Source organism: Rahnella sp. CFA14(1/10) (assembly GCF_004195095.1).
GTDB classification, from domain to species: Bacteria; Pseudomonadota; Gammaproteobacteria; order Enterobacterales; family Enterobacteriaceae; genus Rahnella; species Rahnella perminowiae.
In genome coordinates this window covers 42,786-67,889 of sequence record NZ_SEWS01000010.1, presented here as the reverse complement: position 1 = coordinate 67,889, position 25,104 = coordinate 42,786, and the positions used below count along the sequence as shown (strand labels likewise).

At 54.4% G+C, this 25,104-nt stretch carries 22 protein-coding genes; 7 read left to right on the top strand and 15 right to left on the bottom strand.

Annotated elements, in window-relative coordinates; genetic code table 11:
* Window positions 1-170: 170 nt before the first annotated feature.
* Window positions 171-3,026, top strand: coding sequence for an excinuclease ABC subunit UvrA (gene uvrA / locus EVX52_RS19495; RefSeq protein ID WP_129991950.1), 2,856 nt, complete (start codon window positions 171-173; stop codon window positions 3,024-3,026).
* A gap of 50 nt (window positions 3,027-3,076) precedes the next feature.
* On the opposite strand, the gene EVX52_RS19490 is transcribed toward uvrA, so the two are convergent.
* Both EVX52_RS19490 and EVX52_RS19485 read right to left on the bottom strand, forming a co-directional pair.
* A complete protein-coding gene (locus EVX52_RS19490) occupies window positions 3,077-4,258 on the bottom strand; it encodes an esterase (protein ID WP_129992011.1) in 1,182 nt (393 codons plus the stop codon).
* A 115-nt stretch (window positions 4,259-4,373) separates the two neighbouring features.
* Window positions 4,374-5,291: a LysR family transcriptional regulator gene (locus EVX52_RS19485; RefSeq protein WP_129991949.1), complete on the bottom strand. Its 918-nt coding sequence runs from the start codon at window positions 5,289-5,291 to the stop codon at window positions 4,374-4,376.
* A 101-nt stretch (window positions 5,292-5,392) separates the two neighbouring features.
* Here EVX52_RS19485 and EVX52_RS19480 point away from each other — a divergent pair, with 101 nt between their 5' ends.
* Both EVX52_RS19480 and EVX52_RS19475 read left to right on the top strand, forming a co-directional pair.
* A complete protein-coding gene (locus tag EVX52_RS19480) occupies window positions 5,393-6,013 on the top strand; it encodes a glutathione S-transferase (protein ID WP_129991948.1) in 621 nt (206 codons plus the stop codon).
* A gap of 6 nt (window positions 6,014-6,019) precedes the next feature.
* Window positions 6,020-6,940, top strand: a complete 921-nt coding sequence (locus EVX52_RS19475; RefSeq protein WP_129991947.1) for a pyridoxamine 5'-phosphate oxidase family protein — start codon at window positions 6,020-6,022, stop codon at window positions 6,938-6,940.
* Here EVX52_RS19475 and EVX52_RS19470 read toward each other — a convergent pair.
* From EVX52_RS19470 to yihU, 8 genes are all read right to left on the bottom strand, one after another.
* On the bottom strand, window positions 6,922-7,275 hold the full coding sequence (locus tag EVX52_RS19470; protein WP_129954807.1) for an MmcQ/YjbR family DNA-binding protein: 354 nt from the start codon (window positions 7,273-7,275) through the stop codon (window positions 6,922-6,924). The two genes, EVX52_RS19475 and EVX52_RS19470, sit on opposite strands and share 19 nt — an antisense overlap.
* The gene (locus EVX52_RS19465) at window positions 7,272-7,697 is read right to left on the bottom strand and encodes a secondary thiamine-phosphate synthase enzyme YjbQ (RefSeq protein ID WP_129991946.1); all 426 of its coding nucleotides are present in this window, start codon (window positions 7,695-7,697) and stop codon (window positions 7,272-7,274) included. Before EVX52_RS19465 ends, EVX52_RS19470 begins: the two co-directional genes overlap by 4 nt.
* A gap of 142 nt (window positions 7,698-7,839) precedes the next feature.
* Window positions 7,840-9,255, bottom strand: a complete 1,416-nt coding sequence (locus tag EVX52_RS19460; protein WP_129991945.1) for an MFS transporter — start codon at window positions 9,253-9,255, stop codon at window positions 7,840-7,842.
* A gap of 45 nt (window positions 9,256-9,300) precedes the next feature.
* Entirely contained in the window at window positions 9,301-10,686 is a 1,386-nt protein-coding gene (locus EVX52_RS19455; RefSeq protein ID WP_129954810.1) for an MFS transporter, read from the bottom strand.
* A 56-nt stretch (window positions 10,687-10,742) separates the two neighbouring features.
* Window positions 10,743-12,779 (bottom strand): alpha-glucosidase, encoded by a 2,037-nt coding sequence (locus EVX52_RS19450; protein WP_129991944.1) that lies wholly within the window; start codon window positions 12,777-12,779, stop codon window positions 10,743-10,745.
* Window positions 12,780-12,796: 17 nt separating this feature from the next.
* Complete coding sequence (gene yihS, locus EVX52_RS19445) at window positions 12,797-14,038, bottom strand: sulfoquinovose isomerase (RefSeq protein WP_129991943.1); 1,242 nt, start codon at window positions 14,036-14,038, stop codon at window positions 12,797-12,799.
* A gap of 15 nt (window positions 14,039-14,053) precedes the next feature.
* Window positions 14,054-14,932, bottom strand: a complete 879-nt coding sequence (gene yihT / locus EVX52_RS19440) for a sulfofructosephosphate aldolase (protein ID WP_129991942.1) — start codon at window positions 14,930-14,932, stop codon at window positions 14,054-14,056.
* 22 nt (window positions 14,933-14,954) lie between these two features.
* Window positions 14,955-15,962, bottom strand: coding sequence for a sulfolactaldehyde 3-reductase (gene yihU / locus EVX52_RS19435; RefSeq protein ID WP_338019986.1), 1,008 nt, complete (start codon window positions 15,960-15,962; stop codon window positions 14,955-14,957).
* A 61-nt stretch (window positions 15,963-16,023) separates the two neighbouring features.
* Between yihU and EVX52_RS19430 the strand changes: the two genes are divergently transcribed.
* Entirely contained in the window at window positions 16,024-16,920 is an 897-nt protein-coding gene (locus EVX52_RS19430; protein WP_129991941.1) for a sugar kinase, read from the top strand.
* A gap of 36 nt (window positions 16,921-16,956) precedes the next feature.
* Window positions 16,957-17,742, top strand: a complete 786-nt coding sequence (locus tag EVX52_RS19425; RefSeq protein ID WP_129954816.1) for a DeoR/GlpR family DNA-binding transcription regulator — start codon at window positions 16,957-16,959, stop codon at window positions 17,740-17,742.
* Window positions 17,743-17,836: 94 nt separating this feature from the next.
* On the opposite strand, the gene EVX52_RS19420 is transcribed toward EVX52_RS19425, so the two are convergent.
* Window positions 17,837-19,030 (bottom strand): amino acid aminotransferase, encoded by a 1,194-nt coding sequence (locus EVX52_RS19420; protein ID WP_129991940.1) that lies wholly within the window; start codon window positions 19,028-19,030, stop codon window positions 17,837-17,839.
* A gap of 226 nt (window positions 19,031-19,256) precedes the next feature.
* Here EVX52_RS19420 and EVX52_RS19415 point away from each other — a divergent pair, with 226 nt between their 5' ends.
* Window positions 19,257-20,006 carry a 3-oxoacyl-ACP reductase family protein gene (locus EVX52_RS19415; RefSeq protein ID WP_129991939.1) on the top strand — a complete coding sequence of 250 codons (750 nt, stop codon included), beginning with the start codon at window positions 19,257-19,259 and terminating at the stop codon, window positions 20,004-20,006.
* A gap of 66 nt (window positions 20,007-20,072) precedes the next feature.
* On the opposite strand, the gene EVX52_RS19410 is transcribed toward EVX52_RS19415, so the two are convergent.
* Window positions 20,073-20,705: a YitT family protein gene (locus tag EVX52_RS19410; protein ID WP_129954819.1), complete on the bottom strand. Its 633-nt coding sequence runs from the start codon at window positions 20,703-20,705 to the stop codon at window positions 20,073-20,075.
* Window positions 20,706-20,950: 245 nt separating this feature from the next.
* On the bottom strand, window positions 20,951-21,415 hold the full coding sequence (locus EVX52_RS19405) for an Lrp/AsnC family transcriptional regulator (RefSeq protein WP_129954820.1): 465 nt from the start codon (window positions 21,413-21,415) through the stop codon (window positions 20,951-20,953).
* Window positions 21,416-21,550: 135 nt separating this feature from the next.
* Between EVX52_RS19405 and EVX52_RS19400 the strand changes: the two genes are divergently transcribed.
* Window positions 21,551-22,330: a transporter substrate-binding domain-containing protein gene (locus EVX52_RS19400; protein WP_129991938.1), complete on the top strand. Its 780-nt coding sequence runs from the start codon at window positions 21,551-21,553 to the stop codon at window positions 22,328-22,330.
* Window positions 22,331-22,333: 3 nt separating this feature from the next.
* Here the strand turns inward: EVX52_RS19400 and alr are convergent, their stop codons facing one another.
* Both alr and dnaB read right to left on the bottom strand, forming a co-directional pair.
* Window positions 22,334-23,413 (bottom strand): alanine racemase, encoded by a 1,080-nt coding sequence (gene alr / locus EVX52_RS19395; protein ID WP_129954822.1) that lies wholly within the window; start codon window positions 23,411-23,413, stop codon window positions 22,334-22,336.
* A gap of 179 nt (window positions 23,414-23,592) precedes the next feature.
* Entirely contained in the window at window positions 23,593-24,999 is a 1,407-nt protein-coding gene (gene dnaB / locus EVX52_RS19390; protein ID WP_129954823.1) for a replicative DNA helicase, read from the bottom strand.
* Between the last annotated feature and the right edge of the window lie 105 nt (window positions 25,000-25,104).

The window sequence follows — 25,104 nt, the reverse complement described above, 5'->3', positions numbered from 1 at the left end:
TTACATCGAGTACTGGATATACATTCAGGTTTTGGGGTGGCACAGGCTGTGATTTGTGTCATAATTGCGCGTTACGTTCTTCTCTGTGCCCGATTCGATGACTGGCGCGAAACAGGTTTTCACGGCGGTCACCGGCACGGTGAGCTATCAAGTTAATCCGGGAATGATGAATGGATAAGATCGAAGTTCGGGGCGCACGCACCCATAATCTCAAGAATATCAACCTGATTATCCCGCGCGACAAACTGATTGTTGTCACCGGCTTATCTGGTTCAGGCAAGTCTTCTCTGGCGTTTGATACACTGTACGCCGAAGGCCAGCGCCGCTACGTCGAGTCGCTGTCAGCCTACGCACGCCAATTTTTATCCTTAATGGAAAAACCGGACGTCGACCATATTGAAGGTCTGTCTCCGGCGATTTCGATTGAGCAAAAATCAACATCACACAACCCGCGCTCTACCGTCGGGACCATCACGGAAATCCACGATTATCTGCGCCTGCTGTTTGCCCGCGTGGGCGAGCCGCGCTGCCCGGATCATAATATTCCGCTGTCAGCCCAGACTGTCAGCCAGATGGTGGATAACGTACTCGCGCAGCCGGAAGGCCAGCGCCTGATGTTACTGGCGACCATCATCAAAGACCGCAAAGGCGAGCATACCAAGACGCTGGAAAACCTGGCGTCGCAGGGCTACATCCGTGCGCGTATTGATGGCGAAGTCTGTGACCTGTCGGATCCGCCGAAATTAGAACTGCAGAAAAAACACACCATTGAAGTGGTCGTCGACCGCTTTAAAGTACGTGACGATCTGGCCCAGCGTCTGGCGGAATCGTTTGAAACCGCGCTCGAGCTTTCCGGCGGTACCGCCGTGGTCGCCGATATGGATGACCCGAAAGCGGAAGAAATGCTGTTTTCGGCTAACTTTGCCTGTCCGGTGTGTGGCTACAGCATGCGTGAGCTTGAACCGCGTATGTTCTCGTTCAACAACCCGGCCGGTGCCTGTCCGACCTGTGACGGACTGGGCGTACAGCAGTTTTTCGATCCTGATCGTGTGGTGCAGAATCCTGAGCTTTCACTGGCAGGTGGCGCGATCCGTGGCTGGGATCGCCGTAACTTCTATTACTTCCAGATGTTGCGCTCGCTGGGCGAGCACTATGATTTCGACGTGGAAGCGCCGTTTAATGCACTGAGCAGCGACGTACAACATGCCATCCTGCACGGTTCCGGCAAAACTACGATTGAATTTAAATACATCAACGATCGCGGTGATACCTCGATTCGTCGCCATCCGTTTGAAGGCGTGCTGCACAATATGGAACGCCGTTATAAAGAAACGGAATCCAGCGCGGTACGTGAAGAACTGTCGAAATACATCAGCAACCGTCCGTGTACGTCCTGCCGTGGCACCCGTCTGCGTGAAGAAGCCCGTAACGTGTTTGTCGAAGAAACCACGCTGCCGGAAATCTCCGATTTCAGCATCGGTCATGCGATGGATTTCTTCCGCAATATGAAACTCAGCGGCCAGCGCGCCAAAATTGCTGAGAAAGTGCTGAAAGAGATCGGCGATCGCCTGAAATTCCTGGTGAATGTCGGATTGAATTACCTCTCGCTGTCTCGTTCTGCGGAAACACTGTCCGGCGGCGAAGCCCAGCGTATCCGTCTGGCAAGCCAGATTGGTGCCGGTCTGGTGGGCGTGATGTACGTACTTGATGAACCTTCCATTGGCCTGCATCAGCGCGATAACGAACGTCTGCTGGAAACACTGATCCACCTGCGCGACCTCGGTAACACGGTGATTGTGGTTGAGCATGACGAAGACGCCATCCGCGCCGCTGACCATATTATTGATATCGGACCGGGCGCGGGCGTGCATGGCGGCGAAGTGGTGGCTGAAGGTACGGCTGAAGACATTATGGCGACCGAGAATTCACTGACCGGGCAGTTCCTGAGCGGCAAACGTGAAATCTCTGTACCGGCACAGCGCGTCCCTGCGGATGCGGCAAAAGTGCTGAAACTGTCGGGCGCTAAAGGCAATAACCTGAAAGACGTCACGCTGACGCTGCCGGTTGGCTTGTTTACCTGTATCACCGGCGTGTCCGGCTCCGGTAAATCGACGCTTATCAACGACACGCTGTTCCCGCTGGCACAGCGCGAACTGAATGGTGCGACGATTGCTGAAGCCGCGCCGTACCGTGAAATCGAAGGCCTGGGACATTTCGATAAAGTCATAGACATCGACCAGAGCCCGATTGGCCGTACGCCGCGCTCCAACCCGGCGACCTATACCGGTATTTTCACGCCGGTGCGCGAGCTGTTTGCCGGTGTGCCGGAATCACGTTCACGCGGCTACACGCCGGGGCGTTTCAGTTTCAACGTCAAAGGCGGCCGCTGCGAAGCCTGTCAGGGCGATGGCGTGATCAAAGTCGAGATGCACTTCCTGCCGGATATTTATGTGCCGTGTGACCAGTGCAAAGGCAAACGCTATAACCGCGAAACGCTGGAAATTAAATACAAAGGCAAGAGCATCCACGAAGTGCTGGAGATGACCATTGAAGAAGCGCGTGATTTCTTTGATGCCGTCCCTGCGCTTGCGCGTAAATTGCAGACGCTGATCGACGTCGGTCTGACCTACATCAGCCTTGGCCAGTCCGCGACCACGCTGTCCGGCGGTGAAGCACAGCGTGTGAAACTGGCGCGTGAGCTGTCCAAACGCGGCACCGGTCAGACGTTGTATATTCTCGACGAGCCGACCACCGGCCTGCACTTTGCCGATATCCAGCAACTGCTGGAAGTGCTGCATCAGCTTCGTGATCAGGGCAATACTATCGTGGTGATTGAACACAATCTGGACGTGATTAAAACCGCGGACTGGATTGTCGATCTCGGGCCGGAAGGTGGCGCGGGCGGTGGACAGATTCTGGTCGCCGGTACACCGGAAACCGTCGCGGAATGCAAAGAATCGCATACCGCGCGCTTCCTGAAACCGCTGCTGGAACGCCACAGCCAGCAGGCGAAGAAAACAGCGTAATCTTTAAGCGCCGATCAGCGCCCTCCCCTGCGAAGGGGAGGGCGCTGAGATCACTTAAATATCTTCTGCACAAACTCCGCATAGGCCGGGCGCCAGACGTCCATTTCGTGGCCAAGCTTCGGGTATTCGTGGTAATCGAATTTAATCTTTTTCTCTTCCAGCTCGGTTTTCAGTCCGGCGATATCCTTGCCCGTTACCACATCTTTTTCGCCGACAACGACCGTAAAGTTTTTCAGCTGCGCGTTGATTTTATCCGGTTCGGCGAAGCGTTTCTCAACGTCGGCATTCGGCACCGTCGTGGTACTGACACCGCTGAAGGTCGCCAGCCAGCCGAACTGGTCGAGGTGCGTCATGCCGCTGACCAGCGTCTGATAACCCCCTTGTGACAGCCCGGCCAGCGCGCGTCCGGCGGCATCATCACGTACGCGGAAAGTTTTGGAAATCAGCGGGATAATGTCACCGGTCAGTTCTTTATCGGCAGCGGCAGCATTGCGCGGATAGAATTCCTTGCGACGATCTTTGGTGACGTAATCTTCCGGCACCACCCCTTTGGCATCGGTTTCTGTATCCGGGATCACCACCAGCATCGGCACGATTTTTTTCTCCGCCAGCAGGTTATCCATGATTTGCGGAATGCGACCCTGATCCAGCGCCGAGCGGCCGGTGTCGCCAAAACCGTGGTAGAAATAGAGCACCGGCAGCGGCTGTGAGGCATCGCTGTAACCCGGTGGCGTCCACACCGCGACCTGACGTTCAGAATTCAGCGCGACGGAATGATAGGTCAGCGTGCGCACTTCTCCGTGCGGCACCTTGTTCACATCCAGAATACTGCCCGGCACCAGAATCAGGCTGGTATTCACCTGACGCTGTGGCTTGGGCATTGCACTGCCCGGATCGGCAATCCGCAAGCCATCGACGTTGAAGAAATATTCATAGAGATCAGGTTTTTGTACATCTGACGTCCAGCTCCAGATACCTTTATCGTCCTTGGTCATCTGATGCGGAATGTACGTCACCGGCGTGGCACCGGTCACCACATCGACATGTTCAGCCGTCGGCGCATACAACCGGTAAGTGATGGTTAAATCAGGATTCACCGCCGTGATGTAATTCTTCGCAGGCACCGACGTATCAGGATCCTGCGGCAGGCTTTGCGCACTGACGGTCAGGGGAAACGGCGCACTGAGCGCCAGAATCAAAAGCGTGGCAAGATTCAGCCGGTTACGGGTCATCATCCTTTCCTTTTGGGTTGGCGTGAGCAAATGGACAACGTGCCCTTAAGTAACTCACTGTTTTTGCACAACTCTCAGAGTAGATTATTTTTGCCGTCAGCGGGCGTGATCGGCGTCACTGTTCAGAAGATGCGTCTAACGCATGAAGCTGAGGCAATGCACTCAGTCGCTGATAAGCAAAATCCCAGAATATCCGCACCTTGCGTGGCATCTGCTGGACCTGCTGCGCCACCAGTTGTACCGGCAAAGGCAAAGGTTCGAAATCCGCCAGAAGCCGTACCATACGGCCCGCCTGCACATCATCCTTCACCTGATACGACAGTAACCGTGCTATCCCCTGCCCGCTGCGCACCGCCAGCAACTGCGATTCCACATCATTGGAGAGCAGACGCGGCGACAACCGGACGCGCAAATCATCCTCATGCGGCCCGAAACGCCATTCGCAGATTTGCGTGCGCAGCGTGCCCGTCACCGTCTGATGCACCGCCAGTTCAGACGGATGCTTCGGTTCGCCATGCTGCGCCAGATACGCCGGGCTGGCGACCAGCACGCGGGTGACTTCGGCGACCTTGCGCGCGACTTTGCCTGAATCTTCCTGATGACCGATGCGTACCGCCAGATCTAACCCTTCGTCGATCAGATCCAGATTGCGGTCATTGAGTATCATTTCGATTTGCATATCAGGGTGTTGCGTCAGAAACTCCATCACCAGGGGCGCAACGTGTTTACGCCCGAACTGCACCGGCGCGGTGATGCGCAGCAGGCCGCTGAGCTGAGTTTCAGCGGTATCTTCTACCGCATTCTGATACTGGCTGAGCAGCAGCCGGGCTTTTTCCGCCAGCCGTGCGCCCGCTTCTGTCGGCGCCAGACTGCGCGTGGTGCGCTCGACCAGCCTTGCGCCGAACCGGTGTTCCAGCGAGGCGATGGCGCGGGTGATGGCCGGTGGAGAACGGTGAAGTTTACGGGCAGCTTCCGCCAGGCTGCCATACTGAAGTACAGCGACAAAAATCGCCATTTCATCCAAACGGTCCATAGATTCTTCCACAAAGTGAAACACTCAATTTCAATCTTCGTGGATCACAATCATCTGGCGCAAGAGTAATCTTTGATTCATACCTCAAAAGGAGACAACCCATGCCCGCCATTCAACTTTACAGTACGCCGCTTTCCGGTCACTGCCACCGCGTCATCCTGCTGCTGAACATGCTCAGTCTGCCCTTTGAAACTAAAGACGGCGGCAAAGAGGTTCGCCAGACCGCAGAATTCGCGCAGTTGAACCCGCTGCGACAAGTGCCGGTGCTGACCGACGGCGAACACATTGTCACCGACAGTCATGCGATTCTGGTGTATCTGGTGAAACGCTACGCACCCGACAGTCACTGGTTACCGGAAGATCCGTTCCAGGCGGCGGAAGTCCAAAAGTGGTTGTCCCGCGCTGCCGGTGAAGTGCGCTACGGCCCGGCATCTGCCCGTATGGTGAAACAATTCTCAGCACCGGAAGTGTATGAAAGTGCGCTGAAAGTGTCGGCAAAATTCCTGCCGCAGCTTGAACAGCATCTGGAAAACCACGAGTTTCTGGCGACGGAGCGGGCCACGATTGCCGATCTGGCCTGTTACAGCTATGTAGCGGCGGCACCGGAAGGCGGCGTTTCGCTGGCGGATTATCCGGCGATTCACCGCTGGCTGAAACGGATCGAAAGCCTGCCGGGCTTTACGCCACTTCCGGCGTTGCCACTGCCTGAGAACGCGGGGTAAAAGACGATGAATAACCCCTTCCATGCAGACGAAATCCTGGCGCAGGACATGGCAGGGTTTGACGTTTCCGCACACGGCATCCGCGATGCGATGCCGGAACAGCACCGGCTGTTTTTCGCCGCGCTACCGTATTTGTTTATCTCGACGCTGGATGACCACGGCTGGCCGGTGGCGACTCTGCTGACCGGCCCCGCAGGGTTTATCCGTACGCCGGACGCGTCGCATTTGCGGATCAATACACCGCGGCGGGATGACGATCCGGCGCTGGCCGCCTTACAACCGGGGAAACAGATCGGCGGGCTGGGGATCGATTTTTCCAACCGGCGGCGTAACCGTGTGAACGGCAGGATCGGGCGCATGGATAAAAACCGCATTGAGATCGTCGTCGATCAGAGTTTTGGCAATTGTCCGCAGTATATTCAGGTTCGCAAACTGGCCGATGTACCCGTCAGTTTGCCGCTGCCTGCGCGGGAGGATATGTCCGAACCGGATGCTGATGCTCGCGCACTGATTGCGCGTGCCGATACGTTTTTTATCGCCAGCCACGCACACGGCGGTGCCGATATGTCACATCGCGGCGGTCAGCCGGGGTTTGCGCATCTGGTGGGAAACCGTTTGTGGGTGCCTGATTTTCGCGGTAACCGTTATATGAATACGCTGGGGAATTTACTGGCAGAACCGCGTGCGGCACTGCTGTTTATCGATTTTGAGAACGGTGATGTGCTGCATCTTCAGGGACACACGCAGATCCACTGGCACCCGGAAGATATTCCAGGGCCTGCGGGCGCAGAACGTTACTGGAGTCTGGACATCATACGCGCGTGGCGTTTTCGTGGCGCACTGCCGTGGCGGGCTGAGGCGGCAGACTTCTCCCCCTCAACACTTAACAGCGGCAACTGGCCGGACAATCAGCGGCCGATTTCCTGACGTATCGCTTCCGGCAGACCGGATACCACCAACGCATAAGAGCCGTCGATCAGATAATAAAACTGGGAATCGGGCAGCGAACCGTCGAGGAATACCGTATTCCAGTGTGCTTTGTTGAGATGATCTCCCGGCACGATATCCGGATGTGTTGCACGTAATTGCTCTGCCAGCTCCGGGCTGGCTTTCAGCGAAATGGCCTCGCGACCGTCGATTTCACACACCATGGCGAACATCGCATCGCCCACTTTTACCTGATTTGCGCCGCGCTGATTTTCAACACTTTGCTCCGCACCGGGTTTCCCCATGCAGTAGGTCAGCAATTCTGAACTGGTCATGCCTGGATTTCTCCTTGTAACGTGATGACGATCCGGCGTTGTCCGCCGTCGATCCGATGTTCGCCCATCCAGATCCCCTGCCAGGTGCCAAGCAGCAACCTCCCCCGGGAAACGGGCAGCACTAATGATGCACCTAACAGCGATGACTTAATGTGACCCGGCATATCATCGCGGCCTTCATAGTCATGCTCGTAGGGCGCGTTTTCCGGCACGGTACGCATGAAATGTTGTTCCATGTCGTAGCGCACGGTCGGGTCACAGTTCTCGTTCAGCGTCAGCGACGCTGAAGTGTGCTGAATAAATAAATGCATCAGCCCGGTTTGTACTTCATGCAGACGCTCAATTTGGCTGACCACTTCATCGGTGATCAGATGGAAACCCCGCGCTTTCGCGCCGAGCGTAATAGTTTGCTGATGCCACATATACTTTCCACATCCTTTCAGCCGTAAATTCAACTGTAGTAAGTGTGCAACAACATGGCTAAAAATAAAGGCGGGAGACGTAAAGAGCCGTAAAGATGAAAAAGGCCGCCCCATTATCCGTTCATCGTGGCGACCTGCTTTTTTATTGTATGACGGCGGAAAGATTGCTTTTTTCAGCCGGTGTTTCAGGCTCGTTATCTTTTTTGCGCTGAGCGATTTCCTCAATTATTTTCGCGAAGCGTGCTTCGTTCAGTTTATAAAAGAGGCCCATGATGATGGCGGCGGTAATGGCAAGTAAGCAGGGCCAGACAAAGATCAACTGGCGTAAACCGAGTAAGGTCGCGCTGCCCTGCACCGCATTCGGGATATAACCGATTTGCGTCAGCATAATTCCCGGCAGGAAACCGGCAAGCGCGGCAGATATTTTCCGTGAAAAGGTATAACCGGTATACACCGAGCCTTCGGCACGAATACCGGTTTTCCATTCGCCGTAATCCACGGTATCCGGTACCAGTGCCCAGTTCAGGCTGTTGACAAATGCGGTGCCAAAGAATGCCATGCAGGAAAACAGCACAAAGCTTAACGAGCTGTTTCCCCAAAAGAAGTTAAGTATATCGCCGGTTGCCCACAGCAATAATCCTCCCAGGTATACCTGCTTTTTGCCGAAGCGTTTCACACAACCCGGTACCAGAAACACGCCAATCAATATGCAGCCCATGCTGAAAAAACCCATCCATGACAGCAGATGAATATCGTGGAGAACGTACTGCGTGTAATACACCTGGATCGCCAGTTTGATATTAAACGCCGCCAGCGTACACAGGTTGGCGAGGCACAGTACCAGTAACGGCGGATTACGGAATATGGCGCGAAATGACCGCAGGATACCGGATTTATGTTCCGCAGGCGTAATCCCGACGTAACGCTCCCTGACGCCGCGATAACACCAGCCCATACACAGAATACCGCAGGTGGCAAAAATCAGCGCGGCACAGAAATATCCCACCGAAGGGGAATTGCCCAGCAACGCCTGGACAGGCATAAACCCGACCGTACACAGCAGCAACCCGAGTGTGGCACCGCCCTGACGCCAGGCGGCAAGCTGCGCCCGCTCATGCGGATTTTTGGTGATAGCCGGCACCATCGCGCCGTAAGAACAATTCATCAGGCTGTAGAACAAGCCGAACAACATAAACAGGACAGTGGCGAGTGCCGTTTTTACCGGCAGACCGAAATCATTCGCCATAAACTGCGCCGTCGCAACCAGCCCGACCGGCACGGAGGCATATAAAATGAACGGCCTGAACTTACCCCGGGCTCCAATATGACGACGGGAATCAAGTAACACGCCGGTCAGCATATCGGTAAACGCGGTGAAAAACTTCGCCACCAGAAAGATGATGCCGCCATAAAACGCCGGCATGCCCAGCTCATCAGTATAAAATTTCAGGAGATACAGCGTCCCGATACACAACATCAGGTTCGAGCCAAAATCGCCCATTCCATAGGCACACTTCTCCCGCAATGTCAGCGGATCAGGGTGATGAAAATCCTTCATGGCAATCCTCAAAGCGCCCCGCAGGGCGCTGTTACAGTGAATGCACTATGCCGTCTGCTTACGCTGTTCAATTTCCGCAACGATGCGCACGTACATTTTCTCGTTGAGGTTATAGAAACAGCCCATCGCCACGATGGTGATTGCCGCCAGCACACAGGGATAAATGAAGATCAACTGACGCAACCCTTCCTGCGTGTGCGCCGACTGCACAACATTGGGCACATAGCCGATTTGCGTCAGCATCAGGCCGGGGAAAAATCCTGCCAGTGCCTGTGAGACTTTGCGAAAGAAGGTGAAGCCGGTGTAAACCGTACCTTCCGAACGAACGCCGGTACGCCACTCGCCGTATTCCACCGTATCGGACACCAGTGCCCAGTTCAGGCTATTGACGAACGCCGAACCGAAGAACGCCAGACAGGAGAATGCGACGAAGCTGACGGAGCCGCTGCCATAGAAGTAGTTGAGGATATCGCCGACGATCCACAGCGCCAGACCGCCGATATAGACTTTTTTCTTGCCGAATCGTCTGACGGCGGCAGGCATCAGGAATACGCCGATGAAAATGCATCCCATGCTGAAAAAGCCCATATAGGAGAGCAGAATAGGGTCGTTCAGCACGTACTGCGTGTAATACACCTGAATCGCCAGCTTGACGTTAAACGCCCCCAGCGTACAGAGATTGGCGATACACAGGATGAACAAAGGACGGTTACCGGCGATGGCGCGAAATGACGGCAAAAGCCCCGGTTTTTGCGTCTGATTTGCAGGCTGCGCCTCGCCATAACGCTCTTTCACTCCGGCATAACACAGCCACATAAACAGCAAACCCACCAGCGAGAACAGCGTCGCGGCAAAGATATAACTGCGCTGCGCATTACCTTCGAGCAGATTCATTACCGGCACAAAACCGACAGTGCACAGTAGCAGTCCCAGTGTGGCACCGCCCTGCCGCCAGGCCGCAAGCGACGCACGCTCGTCCGGATTTTTGGTGATGGCAGGCACCATCGCGCCATAGGAGCAGTTCATCATGCTGAAAAACAACCCGTACAACATAAACAGCAGTGTTGCCACGACGGTCTTACCGGTTATCTCAAACGGTGTGCCGACAAAGTTGGCGACCGCCAGCAGGGTGACCGGAAACGCGGCATACAATACGAAGGGACGGAATTTGCCTTTTGGGCCGATCTTACGCCGTGAATCCAGCATGATGCCGGTGCCCATATCGGTGAAGGCGGTAAAGAATTTGGCGATCAGAAAAATGATGCCACCGTAAGTGCCCGGCAAACCGAGCACGTCCGTGTAAAACTTCAGCAGGTACAGCGTGCCAATATCGAGCAGGATATTGGAGCCTAAATCCCCCATGCCGTACGCCAGTTTTTCCCTGAAAGGCAGGCGCAGGGTCGCGGGATTTTCCGGTGTTGTCTGACTCATTATGATTCTCCTTCATACGCCGGGGCGTGGTCGCCAACCCCGGCGGCTGAGTCTTATCAGATATGACGTAATGCACCGAACAGCGCTGCCCACTCGCTGTCTGCACGATAAAAGACCGGTGGCTGACCCAACGGTGCGGCCACCGTTACATCGCCGCCGTGATGCGTTTCGCCGGTCCAGATGTTGATCCAGGTATCCTGCGGCAGATACAGAGACCCGTCGCTGCGCCCTTCCTCATACACCGGTGCCACCAGCAGATCACGACCGAACAGATACTGGTATTTCAGGGTATACGTGCGGGCATCCTCTTCGTAATGCAGAAACAGCGGACGCATCACCGGTAAACCGCTTTGGCTGTTTTGCTGTACGGCCTGACGGATATAGGGTTTGAGATGAGTGAATACGCCGGTCATGCGGGCAAAATGCGCAATGGTTTCGGCGTCGCCGTCAAACTGCCAGTTATCGCCCGGACGGTTGCCTTCGTGGGTGCGCATCATCGGCGTGAAGGCGCTGAAATCGCACCAGCGCAGCAGCAATTCCTTGCTACGTTTCATCCCGAACAGTGTGGTGTAACCGCCGATGTCGCTGTGATGTAAACCGTGACCGCTCATCGCCAGAGACAATGCCGCCGGAATAACCGAGGCCAGTCCGTCGTCCAGACACCAGTCCACGTTCTGGTCGCCCGCCCACATCATCGTCGAATATTTCTGGCTGCCGGTGTAACCGGCACGCATAAAGAACAGCACCTCGCCGAGTTTGCCGGTTTCCTGCAGGGCTTCGTAGTTACATTTCGCCCACAGTGCAGGCCAGGCGTTATGCATGATTTCCGCGCTGATGCCGTTGTGCAGGAAAGTGTCGGTCGGCAGATATTCGCCAAAATCTGCCATCCATCCGCCGCAACCCAGTTCAATCAGGTTCTTTTTGATAACGTTTTTGAACCACTCATAGGCCTCCGGATGAGTCAGGTCCACCACGCCTGCATAGAACTCGCCAAACTCGACGTGATAATCACCGCCGCTGGCATCCCGCGTCAGGTAGCCTTTTTTTGCGGCTTCGGTGCATAAATCCCGGTCGCTGGCAACGTAGGGATTGATGTAAGAAAGGAACTGCACGCCCTCTTCTTTCCACTGCGGAATACGTGCGTCAAGCTGCGGATACAGTTCACTGTTCCATTTCCAGTTCCACATCACACGTTTACCGAACGAGGTCATGCGAATGCCGGACCAGTCCTGTGCCCAGATACCGTTAACCTTCACACCCGCTTCGCGCATCACGTCCAGTTTTTGCTGGCAGACTTCCGTACCGCCCTGAATGCCCAGCGTCACGCCGTCATACACCCAGTCCGGCAACTCAGGCTGGCGGCCTAACAGCGCGGTGAGTTTTTCCAGCAGGCTGATATAGTCGCTGGCGCATTCAAAACGCAGGGTGGCGTTATCTTCCCAAAAGGCCAGTTCATGGTATTCCGGCGCGCTGAAATCGAAATTCATATAGCCGCTGTTTTCCACATGGCAGTAATACTTTTGTGTGCTGACAAAGGTCGGCTGTGGGAAAAATGTCCAGTAATAGTCGCCGCCTGCGTTCTCTTTGCAGTCGGCCTGCCAGGTAACATAGGTTTGTTTGTTGCGCCCGACGCCCTGTTCGCTGGTCCACAGCGGGAAGGGTTTGCCGCGTAAATCGAAGTAAGAGAACTGTTCACCGCAGCCGTAAATATGATCTTCCGCCTGCGCCGACAGCCGCAACCAGATGCGGTTATGCCTGCTGTCGTCGTTTTGCAGGTTGAGCTGTAAACGCCCGGTATCATCGGTGGTGATAATCAGCGTTGCGCTGAGCGTACCACCACGGCTGAAACGCACTTGCCACCCCGCAGCCTGAGCGGTGATGGTGATATCCGTCAGCGCAACCTTTTCATTCAGGCGATCTTTAATACTGAAATTGCCACGAAACATAGCGATATCCGCTTCGCCGCCGCCAATCCATAAACAGGGTGCTTGCGCGGTATGACGTAAAATCAGGCGCTGCTGATAAATCAGCGAAAATTCATTATTACCGGCGGTAAATTCAATCTGAGTATTTTTATTTTGTAGGGTACTCATGATGGTCTCCGTGATTTTTATTTTGCATTGATGTCCAGCAGTCCGGCGGCCACGGCAGGTGCCAGCCCCGGCGCCAGCGGCAGACGCGGGATCACCAGACAATGCAGGAGATGATAAATATCCTGTTTGCCATCCCAGACTTTGGTAGTGACTTTATTGTCGGTATCGAGCTCCTGCCACCATGAACCATTTTCGTAATCCATCAGGTACTTAACGCAATAGTCCCACCAGGTCTGATACCAGGTTTCGTATTGCGCTTCGCCGGTAACACAATGCAGGGCATACGCGGTGCCCATCGCCTCAACAACCGGCCAGCGCACACGTTCACGCACAATGGGTTTCCCGTCCCAGCCGACGGAATAGACAAAACCGTCTGCGCCGTCCGGCGCCCAGGCATCGCGGATTGTGGCGTGGAACAACCCTTTTGCATCCTCCAGCAGCCAGGCCGGAGGCGTTTCAAAACGGGCTTCCAGCGCAGCATGAAGATGCAACATCAGGCGGCCCCATTCGATCCAATGCCCTGGCGTGCCGCCGTAAGCACGGAAACGGTGCGCCGGATTATCTTTGTTGTAATCGCGGATCGGGTTCCACTGCGTATCAAAATGCTCATTGACCCGGTATTCGCCGCGACGGGCGACGTCATGAATAATCACCGAGGCAATTCTCAGTGCGCGATCCAGCCATTTCCGCTCGTGCGTAACGTCGTAGACAATCAGGAAAGCTTCGACGGCGTGCATATTTGCATTGCCGCCGCGATAAGCTTCGGTTTGGCTGAACGCTTCATCCCACGACTCGAGGCACATCTGTTCATCTTCACTCCAGAAGTATTTTTCGATCACACCGATAGCCTGATCGAGTAACGTTCTGGCTTCCGGATGGCCGGTGGTGACGGCGCTGGCCGCGCCCAGTAAAACGAAGAAATGCTGATAACCTTGCTTCGAGGCATCCACCACGCCCTCATCGTTTACACAGGCGTACCAGCCGCCGTACTGTTTATCCGCCAGTGCGCCGTTAAGGGCGCGGATCCCGTGATCCACCAGCGCATACGCTCCGGGACGCCCCATGTCTGCGGCAACCGAATACACGTGCAACATGCGGGCGGTGATCCACAAATGGGTCCCCATATCCGCCCTGACTTGTCCGTTATTACCCAGCCAGCCGAAGCCGGTGGCGACGGCGGCATTTTTGCCGAATTCGAAGATCCGGTCGGTTTCCTGTGCAAGCCAGCGGTGGTGGCTCATCGTGTTAAACCATTTCATTTTCCACTCCTTTCGTTAGCGGCGGCGGGCCATCATGTCGTCGACAATCTCGCCCAGACGCTGCAATTTCGGCGCGGAAATATCCCTGAGCATAAGTTCGGTATCCGGTAAACCGACCACGGATGACCAGACTGCGCGGCCTGCGAGGAAACCGGAGGCGCCTGCCGTCATGGCGACGCTGACTGCGCGCGGAAAGAGTTTTTCATCAACACCTGAGGAGAGGATCACCCACGGCATATGAATGTGTTCATTGAGGTGTTGTGATGCGCGCAGCAGTTCGGCCTGTGTACCGCGCCCGCAAAGGGGCATTTCGACTTTATAAAGGTCAGCGCCGCTGTCACCGAGTTCTTTCGCGGCATCAATAATCGCCTGTTCGCGGTCAAATTTATCGCCACGGCGAGGCGGCCTGACCACCGGTTCGATAATGCTCAGCAGACCGTGCGCATGGCAGCGTTGATTAAATGTTTTCACCATCTCCAGACGTTGTTGCGGATCTTCATCGCTGCGCCACAACACCAGTAATTTCAGCGCCTTGCCGCCGTTTTCCCGGACCGCCTGTGGATCTACACTTTTGTCGATCACCACGCTGTCCACCGGCAAGCCGTTGCCCGGAATAAATTCGTCAGCCGCCACAATCATGGCGCAGTTTTGCGCGATGGCATTCTGCTCAACAATCTGGCGGTAACAGAACGGCTGATCGACCAAAATTGCAGAAGCGTACGGCGATAAAATCCGCGCGGCATTGACTTTAAAATCGGTCAGCACCTGATCGGTAACCGGAGCTTTCGCGCCGGCGGCCACGAACATTAAACGCATGGCTTCACGCTGGTCGACCGCCAGCATGGCGAATCCGCCGGACGGACGGGTGATATCGTTAAGGCTGTAGTGAGTCATTCAACTTTCCTTGGTTAAGGCGTTACGGATGTATTTTTTGTGTCAGACCGGCGCTGGTGCGCACCTGCTCAAGAATGGCCGTCCAGTCCTGACGTCCGCGTCCTGCGGCGCGTGCCTGGTTGTATACTTCACGGGAAGCCGCACCGAGCGGCATCGGCACATGCAGCTGATTAGCGACATCCAGCGCAATACCCAGATCTTTATGGGCGAGGTCAATCATGAAAGCGGGTGACACATCCCCTTTCAGCACTTTGTTCGGCCATGACGTGGTGAAGTGGCCTTTTCCGGCCGGTGTTCCGCTCATCACCTGCAGCGCCACATCGAAAGACAGATCCAGTGCCTCGCACAGCACGGCGGCTTCAGCGGAGAGCGCATTCAGGGCAATGCTCATGTAGTTGTTGATCAGCTTGACGCGGATCCCTTTGCCCGGCCCGCCCGCATTGATCAGTTCAGACCCCATCGCCATCAGCACCGGCGTTGCGCGTTCAACCTGTTCAGGCGTACCGCCCGCCAGCAGCAGTAAAGTCCCGGCCACTGCATGATCAGAGGTTCTGCCCACCGGCACATCCATCATGCTGAAGCCCTTTTCATGCATCTGAGCAATCAGCTTGTCGGTCTGTAACGGGTGAATTGTCGACATATCGATAACCAGTGCCGACGGGTTCAGGGTTTCGCAGACCCCCTCAGGGCCAAACAGAACCTCGCGTACCAGATCACCATTGGGCAGCATGGTGATAACAAAATCCGCACCCTGCGCCGCCTCTGCCGCGCTCTTAACGCCCGATGCGCCCTGATGTACCAGCTTCTGTACCGCCTGCGGGTTGAGATCGAACACCGCTAACCGGTGCCCCTGTTTAACCAGATTGGCCGCCATCGGAGCGCCCATTTGCCCCAGACCAATAAATGCCACATTTGCCATGCGTCTCTCCTTTGTGCTGATCAGACATGTCACTTTTTGATAATCAGCGGTGTCTTTGTTTGTCGTTTTTTGATCGTATTTGTAATTTAAAGTCAAAAAATTGACAGCCATCACTTTTTTAACAATTGGCTAAATTAAAATAACCTCATCAAAATACGCTTAAGGAATAGCCATGATTCGCATTGCCTGTGTCGGGATTACCGTAATGGACCGGATCTATTACGTTGAAGAATTGCCTGCGGGAGGGGGAAAATATGTCGCTGAAAAATATCATGAAGTGGGCGGCGGTCCCGCCGCTACGGCAGCCGTTGCGGCAGCCCGGCTGGGGGCGCAGGTGGATTTTATTGGCCGTGTGGGTGATGACGATACCGGAAACCGGCTGCTCACGGAGCTGGACTCCCTGGGGGTAAATACCCGGTACGTCCGCCGCGTGGAAGGCGCCAGCTCATCGCAATCCGCCGTTCTGGTGGACAACAACGGTGAGCGGATCATTATCAATTATCCCGGCCCGGATTTGCCCGCTTGTGCCACATGGTTACAGGCTATCGATTTTTCACAGTGGGATGTGGTGCTGGCAGATGTACGCTGGCATGAGGGGGCAAAACAGGCATTTACTCTGGCGCGTCAGGCGGGTGTAATGACGGTGCTGGATGCCGATGTGACGCCGCAGGATATCGCCGATTTAGTCGCTTTAAGCGATCACGCCGCGTTTTCCGCTCCGGGTTTACAACGGCTGACCGGAAAATCTGACGCCGGTTCTGCATTAGCCAAAGCCAAAACGCTCACAAAGGGTCATGTCTATGTCACACAGGGCGGGCAAGGTTGTCTGTGGCTGGAAAATGACAGGCTGCATCATCAGCCGAGCTTCGCCGTTAATGTCGTAGACACAACCGGCGCAGGCGATGTTTTTCATGGCGCACTGGCGGTCAGTCTGTCTCAGAACGCCTTGCCTGCCGAAGCGGTTCGCTTTGCCAGCGGGGTCGCGGCACTGAAATGTACACAGCCTGGTGGCCGCGCGGGGATACCTGACTGTGATCAGACCCGGTCTTTTTTGTCACTTTCTGTATAGAATACGACTCAGACGCTCATTTTGAAGGATGTATCCATGAGTCTTACTGAACTGACCGGCAATCCGCGCCACGATCAACTGCTCGCACTGATTGCCGAGCGCGGTTACATGAACATTGAAGAGCTGGCGGCGCTGCTGGATGTCTCGACCCAAACTGCCCGCCGCGATATCCGCAAACTCAGCGATCAGGGGCTGATCACGCGCCATCACGGCGGTGCGGGGCGTGCGTCAAGTGTGGTTAATACCGCCTTCGAACAGCGCGAGATTTCCTGGACGGAAGAGAAAAAAGCCATTGCGGAAGCCATCGCTGATTACATTCCTGACGGCTCGACAGTGTTTATCACCATCGGTACCACGGTCGAGCAGGTCGCCCATTCGCTGCTCAATCATAACCGCCTGCGGATTATCACCAACTGTCTGCGTGTCGCACATATCTTGTATAAGAATCCGCGCTTTGAAGTGATGGTGCCGGGCGGAACACTGCGTCCGCACAATGGCGGAATTATCGGCCCTGCCGCCACGGCTTTTGTTGCAGGATTCCGTGCCGACTATCTGGTGACCAGTGTCGGCGCTATTGAAAGCGACGGTGCCCTGCTGGAGTTCGACGTCAACGAAGCCAGCGTGGTGAAAACCATGATGGCGCATTCACGTCATATTCTGCTGGCCGCTGACCATACCAAATATCATGCCTCTGCAGCGGTCGAAATCGGCAATATCTCGCAAGCCACAGCGCTGTTCACTGACGAACTTCCGGCCGCCGGGTTGCTCAAGGTGCTGAAAAACCATCAGGTAGAAGTCATCAAAGTCAGCACGGCGGAATAAAAAAGCCGACATTTCTGTCGGCCTTTAAGCGTACCCTGTGACCGGGGTGAATGAGCGCAACCAACGCATCCGCAGCCCGAAATATGACGGGAATTTACTGGACCGCGGCGAAAGCTTCAGCCACTTGCCTGACGTTATGGTGATTCAGACCGGCCATGCAGACGCGGCCGCTGAGGATCAGGTAAACGCCAAACTCTTCACGCAGACGGATAACCTGCGCTTCGCTGAAACCGGTGTAGCTGAACATACCGCGCTGTTGCAGCAGGTAGCCAAAATCACGCCCCGGTAAGGCCGTTTTCAGGCTGTCGACCAGGGTGTGGCGCATTTCCAGAATACGGATGCGCATTCTCTCGACTTCCGCTTTCCACTGGGCGTTCAGGGCGCTGTCGCTCAGAACTTCTGCAACGACTTTTGCACCGAAGCTTGGCGGGCTGGAGTAGTTACGGCGCACGGTTGCTTTCAGCTGACCCAGCACACGTCCCGCCGCATCGCTGTCTTCGCAGACCACAGACAGGCCGCCGACACGTTCACCGTACAGGGAGAAAATTTTCGAGAAGGAGTTACTGACAAAGCAGTTAACGCCAGCAGAGGCCATCGCGCGGATAGCGTAGGCGTCGTCGTCAATGCCCGCGCCAAAGCCCTGATAAGCGATGTCGAGGAACGGGATCAGCTCACGCTGTTTGGTGATTTCAATCACCTGATCCCACTGTGCTGGCGTCAGGTCAGAACCGGTCGGGTTGTGACAGCACGGATGCAGGAGAACGATGCTTTGCGCTGGTAAACTTTTCAGGCGGTCAATCATCGCCGGGAAATTTACTCCCAAGGTGTCAGGATCAAAGTAAGGATAAGTATGCACTTTGAAACCTGCGCCACTGAAGATAGCCACGTGGTTTTCCCAGGTCGGATCGCTCACATAAACTTCAGAATTCGGGAAATAAAACTTCAGGAAATCAGCGCCAACTTTCAGTGCACCGGAACCGCCGACGGTCTGAATAGTCGCGATACGCTGTTGTTTCAGCGCCGGATGTCCGGCACCAAACAGCAGCGCCTGGATACCTGCACGATACGCAGGTAACCCTTCCATTGGCAGATAGACTGACGCGGCCTGCGGCCCGGCATTCAGTTGTTGCTCGGCTTTTTCCACCGCCGCCAGTTGCGGAATAATACCCTGCCCGTCGTAATAAAGACCGATACTCAGGTTTACCTTATCTTGTCTCGGATCGGTCTTGAAGCTTTCCATCAGCGACAAAATCGGGTCACCGGCATAGGCATCGACATGTTGGAACACGGTATACATCTCCTGGGTTGGGTTGAGTGGCGCTGCGATCCACGTCCGGTAAGCCGGCGCATCACAACTGTTTCACAGACTATCAAAGTTCGTTAAAAAAGATGACAACTATGTTGGCAATTTTCGGGCACGTATTGCATATCAAACCGGCCGTTCACCTGAGATTCTGATTTGCTGCTATGAGCTACGATCAAACCATCACCTCATCCATCCGGAGTACCGTAATATGACGACTCAATACGCATTGCAAAGTAAAGCCGCATTTGTTCAGGGCGGTTCACGCGGCATCGGTGCCGCTATCGTTCAGCGTCTGGCCAGCGAAGGTGCCAGCGTGGCTTTCACCTATGTCTCATCTGAAGATAAAGCGCAGGCGCTGGTGAAAACTATCGAAGCCAGCGGTGGCAAAGCGCTGGCGATTAAAGCCGACAGCGCCGATGAAAGTAGCGTCCGCTCCGCCATCGACAGCGCGGCGAAAGCATTCGGTAAAATCGATATTCTGGTCAATAACGCAGGTGTGCTGGCGTTCGGCGAAATCGATGCGCTGACGATGGATGATTTCGACCGTACCATCGCCATCAATGTGCGCAGCGTTTTTGTCGCCAGCCAACAGGCTGCGCGCCATATGCCTGACGGCGGACGCATCATCACCATCGGCAGCGTCAATGCCGATCGCATGCCATTCCAGGGTGGTGCTGTTTATGCCATGAGCAAATCAGCTATCGTCGGCCTGACCAAAGGTCTGGCACGGGATTTAGGACCGCGTGGCATTACCGTGAACAACGTCCAACCCGGCCCGGTCGATACCGATATGAACCCGGCTGACGGCGAAATGGCTGATGGCATGCGTTCTTATATGGCGCTCAACCGCTACGGCAAAGACAGTGAAATCGCCAGCTTTGTGGCTTATCTTTCCGGCCCTGAAGCGGGTTATATCACCGGTGCAAACCTGACGATTGACGGCGGCTTCGGCGCATAATTTATGCCGATGTACTGACAAAAATGGCGCAGGTCTCTGAACCCTGCGTCATTTTCATCCATGTCGTCAGACGCTGTAGCGCCCCGGCCGGTGATTCATTGCAATGATCAGATTGACGATCACCGCACCCAACACCGAAGCAATCAGCATTTCGTAACTGACGACGAACAGCGACGCCAGGACGATGCAGCAGTCCACACCCATTTGCAGTTTACCGGCACGGATACCGTATTTGTCCTGCAGAAACAGCGCCAGAATGTTCACGCCGCCCAGACTGGCTTTATGACGGAACAGCACAATAAAGCCGATGCCCATAATCACGTTAGCAAACAACGTCGCGTAGAATGGCTGAAGATGATCAAAGTGCACGAAAAGCGGATGCAGATCGGAGAAGACGGAAACCAGTGCAACAGCGGCAAACGTTTTCAGCGTGAACGGCAAACCCATACGACGAAAAGAGAGATAATAGAAAGGTAAGTTGATGATAAAAAAGGCCGTACCGAACGAAACCTGCGTGACGTAATGTGCCAGAAATGCCATTCCTGCCGTGCCGCCGGTCAGTGCGCCGACCTGCCGCAACATCACCACGCCAAAAGAGACCATCAGTGTACCGATAATGATCGCCAGCGCATCTTCAATCAGCGTATGCCCGATGCGCGGCTGTTCAACCGGCTGTTTGATGTCATCAAGAGTTGCCATAATTCCCCATACCCCAAAATAATAATCCTAACGTCTGATTTTGAGATAATTATTGAGATAGAGAATTAAGGCAATATTCACGCGCGTAATTTGCATCAAAAATCGAAAATAAGATTTTATGACGCGTTAATTATTCTTTACATGCACAAAACACGCATATTAATTCAAAATAATGCACCATAAAAGTGATATTGCACCAAAACAAATCACCTTAATAGTGCACACAAAATAAAGGGGGGATTTTTTCAGGCAATCGTCAATAAGCCGTTTTCTTTTAGACGGTTAAGCACTACCGATGTTTTTACATGGGAGACACTTTTATGCGCTGACAGGATTTGGCTGATCAACGTACTTAAACCGGCTAAATCTTTCACCGCAACTTTCAGCAGATAATCCGCATCCCCGGTGGTTTTATAGGCATCAATAATCGCATCAACTTCACCCAACATGCTGTGAAATGCATCGACCTGTGCAGGTAAATGGTTTATAAGCCTGACTTCAATCAGTCCAATCATCCCCAAGCCCAGTGCTTCCGGTGCCAGACGCGCGTGATAGCCGAGGATCATCTGAGCCTGTTCAAGACCTATCCGCCGACGTGAACACTGTGATGCTGACAGCCCCACCAGTTCGCTTAATTCCTGATTGGTCAGCCTTCCGTTCGTTTGTAATAAGGTCAGAATTTTAAGATCGTAATCATCAATGCTGTACATGGCAGTGTTCCTGTCGTTTTAATTTTTATGTGTCGGATTCTTATTGCAAAAAACATTCCCACTCTGGCCAGTTATAAATACTTCCCGGCGATTTTTTCTTATACTTGCGCATGATTTAAACGCAAGGAAAAAATAATGAAAAAAGTACTCTGCTCTCTCGTTTTGCTGTCTGCCTTGCCCGGTCTGGCAAAAGCAGATACCCCATCTTCACACCTTGAGCGCGTATTACAGAAAGGCTCGCTGAATGTCTGTACCACCGGTGACTATAAACCGTATACGTTTTTGAAAGAAAACGGAGAGTACGAAGGTATTGATATTGCGATGGCGGGATCACTGGCGGCAAGTCTGGATGTAAAAGTGAACTGGGTGCCGGTCACCTGGAAATCACTGCCGGACGAAATGAGCGCCGGGCATTGTGATATCGCGATGGGCGGAATTTCAGTGACGCTTAAACGCCAGCAAAAAGCCTGGTTCGCTAATGTATTGGATCAGGACGGGAAAATCCCGCTGGTGCGCTGTGAAAATGTGCGTCAGTACCAGACGATTGCACAGTTAAATCGCCCGTCCGTGCGCCTGATTGAACCGGCGGGCGGTACCAATGAAGCCTTCGTGCACAGCCATCTGCCGCAAGGCACGCTGGCACTGAGCGATAACGTGACCATCTTTCAGAAGCTGGTGGATAAGAAAGCGGACGTGATGATCACTGATGCGTCGGAAGCGCTGTATCAGCAGAAACATTATCCGAAACTGTGTGCGGTGAACCCGAAGAAGCCGCTGCAGTATGGCGAAAAGGCCTACATGCTGCCGCGTGATGACATAAGCTGGAAGATGTATGTCGACCAGTGGCTGCACCTGAGTAAAGCCACCGGCGAATATCAGAAAATTGTCAGCCAGTGGCTGGCGGTGAAAAAGTAAGGTTTAGTCGCCAATATAAACGCGGGCGACCCGCTCGCTGAGTTGGGTAATCAGCTCATAAGCACTGATACCGGTTGCCTGCGCAATGCGCTCAACCGGTAATTTCTCGCCCCAGAAAATCACCTCATCCCCTACGTTGTCTGTGGCTTCCGGCCCCAGATCGACGGTGATCATGTCCATCGACACGCGCCCGGCAACCGGCACCTCACGGCCATTAACCCACACAGGTGTACCATTTGGCGCACTGCGCGGATAACCGTCGCCGTATCCCATTGCCACCACACCAAGGCGGGTATGGCGGTCACTGACCCAGGTACTGCCGTAACCGACAGGTTCACCGGCGGCATGTTCACGTATGGCAATCAGGCTGGAAGTCAGGGTCATTGCCGGTTGAAGCCCAAAATCGCTGGCCGTTCCGGTTTCCATCGGCGACACACCATATAAAATAATGCCCGGGCGAACCAGATTCATATGCGATTCCGGCCACAGTAAAATACCGCCGGAAGCCGCAATGGATTTTTGCCCCGGCTTGCCTTTGGCAAATTCATTAAAGCAGCTCAGCTGTTTCGGTGTGGCATCGCTTTCCGGTTCATCCGCGCGGCAGAAATGGCTCATCATATTGACTGGCTGAACCACGTTTTTGCAGGCACTCAGACGCTGATAGAATGCATCGGCCTGTGCCGGATGGACACCTAAACGGTGCATACCGGTGTCGATTTTCAACCAGACATTCAGCGGACGCGCGAGATCAGCACTTTCCAGCGCCTCAAGTTGTTCGATGCTGTGAACGGCGGTATCCAGCTGATGGCCGACCAGCAGCGGTAATTCGCTGGCAGAGAAAAAACCTTCGAGCAGGAGGACGGGTTTTACCACACCGGCTTTACGCAGCATCAGTGCCTCACTGAGCCGCGAAACACCGTAATAATCGGCATCCTGCAGGCTGTGCACCGTCTCCAGCAGACCGTGCCCATAAGCGTTTGCTTTCACCACCGCAACCAGACGACTTTGTGTCGCCAGATGACGAACCCGTTGCAGATTGTGTCGCAGAGCGCGGCGATCAATGACAGCCGTAGCCGCTTTCATTTTAAGTCCTTTGCATGAAATTATTGAGGTTTTAGCAGCCTAAAGGGGCGTTATTGGCGCAGCCAGTTTGCGTTCGGCCAGCGCGGAAAAACCGGAGTGTACACGTAGTACACGAGCCAATCTTTCCAAAAAAAGTGAGCACTGCCCGGACACAAAATGGCAAGCAAAATAGCCCCACACTAATCTTCGTCGTATTGCGGGCCGCCATAGTTATCAAACCGCGACCACTGACCGTTGAAGGTCAGGCGGACGGTACCGATCGGGCCGTTACGCTGTTTGCCGAGAATAATTTGCGCGATGCCTTTTTCTTCACTGTTGTCGTGATAGACCTCGTCACGATAGATAAACATGATTAAGTCGGCATCCTGCTCAATGGAACCGGATTCACGTAAATCGGAGTTAACCGGGCGTTTATCCGCACGTTGTTCCAGGCTTCGGTTCAGCTGCGACAGCGCTACCACCGGCACCTGCAATTCTTTCGCCAGCGCTTTCAGCGAGCGGGAGATTTCGGCGATTTCCAGCGTACGGTTGTCGGACAACGCCGGAACGCGCATCAGTTGCAAATAGTCGATCATGATCAGGCTCAGGCCCCCGTGCTCACGGAAGATGCGTCGCGCACGCGAACGAACTTCGGTTGGCGTCAGGCCGGAGGAGTCATCGATATACATGTTACGTTTTTCGAGCAAAATCCCCATGGTGCTGGAAATACGCGCCCAGTCTTCATCATCAAGCTGACCGGTACGGATTTTGGTCTGATCGACGCGGGAAAGCGACGCCAGCATACGCATCATGAGCTGATCGCCGGGCATCTCAAGGCTGAAGATTAAGACCGGTTTATCCTGCATCATCGCGGCATTTTCGGCGAGGTTCATTGCAAAAGTGGTTTTACCCATCGACGGACGCGCCGCCACGATGATCAGATCAGATTTTTGCAGACCCGCCGTTTTCTTGTCGAGGTCAGCATAACCGGTTGAAACGCCAGTTACACCGTCGTGCGGACGCTGGAACAGCTCTTCGATACGGGAAACCGTGCTTTCCAGAATACGGTCGATGCTTTTCGGACCTTCGTCTTTACTGGCGCGGCTTTCGGCAATCTGGAATACCCGGGATTCGGCTAAGTCCAGCAGGTCTTCGCTGCTGCGGCCTTGCGGATCATAGCCTGCGTCGGCAATTTCATTAGCGACGGAGATCATTTCCCGGACCACAGCACGTTCACGCACAATGTCCGCGTAAGCACCGATGTTCGCCGCACTTGGTGTGTTTTTAGAAAGTTCTGCCAGGTAAGCAAAACCGCCGACAGAATCCAGATCGCCTTTCTGTTCCAGAGATTCAGAAAGCGTGATCAGGTCGATCGGCTTGCTCATTTCCAGCAAACGCTGCATTTCGGTAAAAATCAGGCGGTGCGGGCGACTGAAGAAATCATTGCTGACCACCCGCTCGGCCACGTTATCCCAGCGTTCATTGTCCAGCATCAGCCCGCCCAGAACGGATTGTTCAGCTTCCAGCGAATGCGGCGGAAGTTTCAAGCCTTCCATCTGGCGATCGCGGTTTTCGTTCTGTTGATTGGTCGGTTTTTTTGCTGCCATCTGTGGATTATTTCCTGCTCTAAGCGCCTGTTTTATGAGCGTCAGGTTTCCAAAAATCGGAGCCTGACTCGCGCGACAGTATAAACCATTTCAAAAGGGTATTAA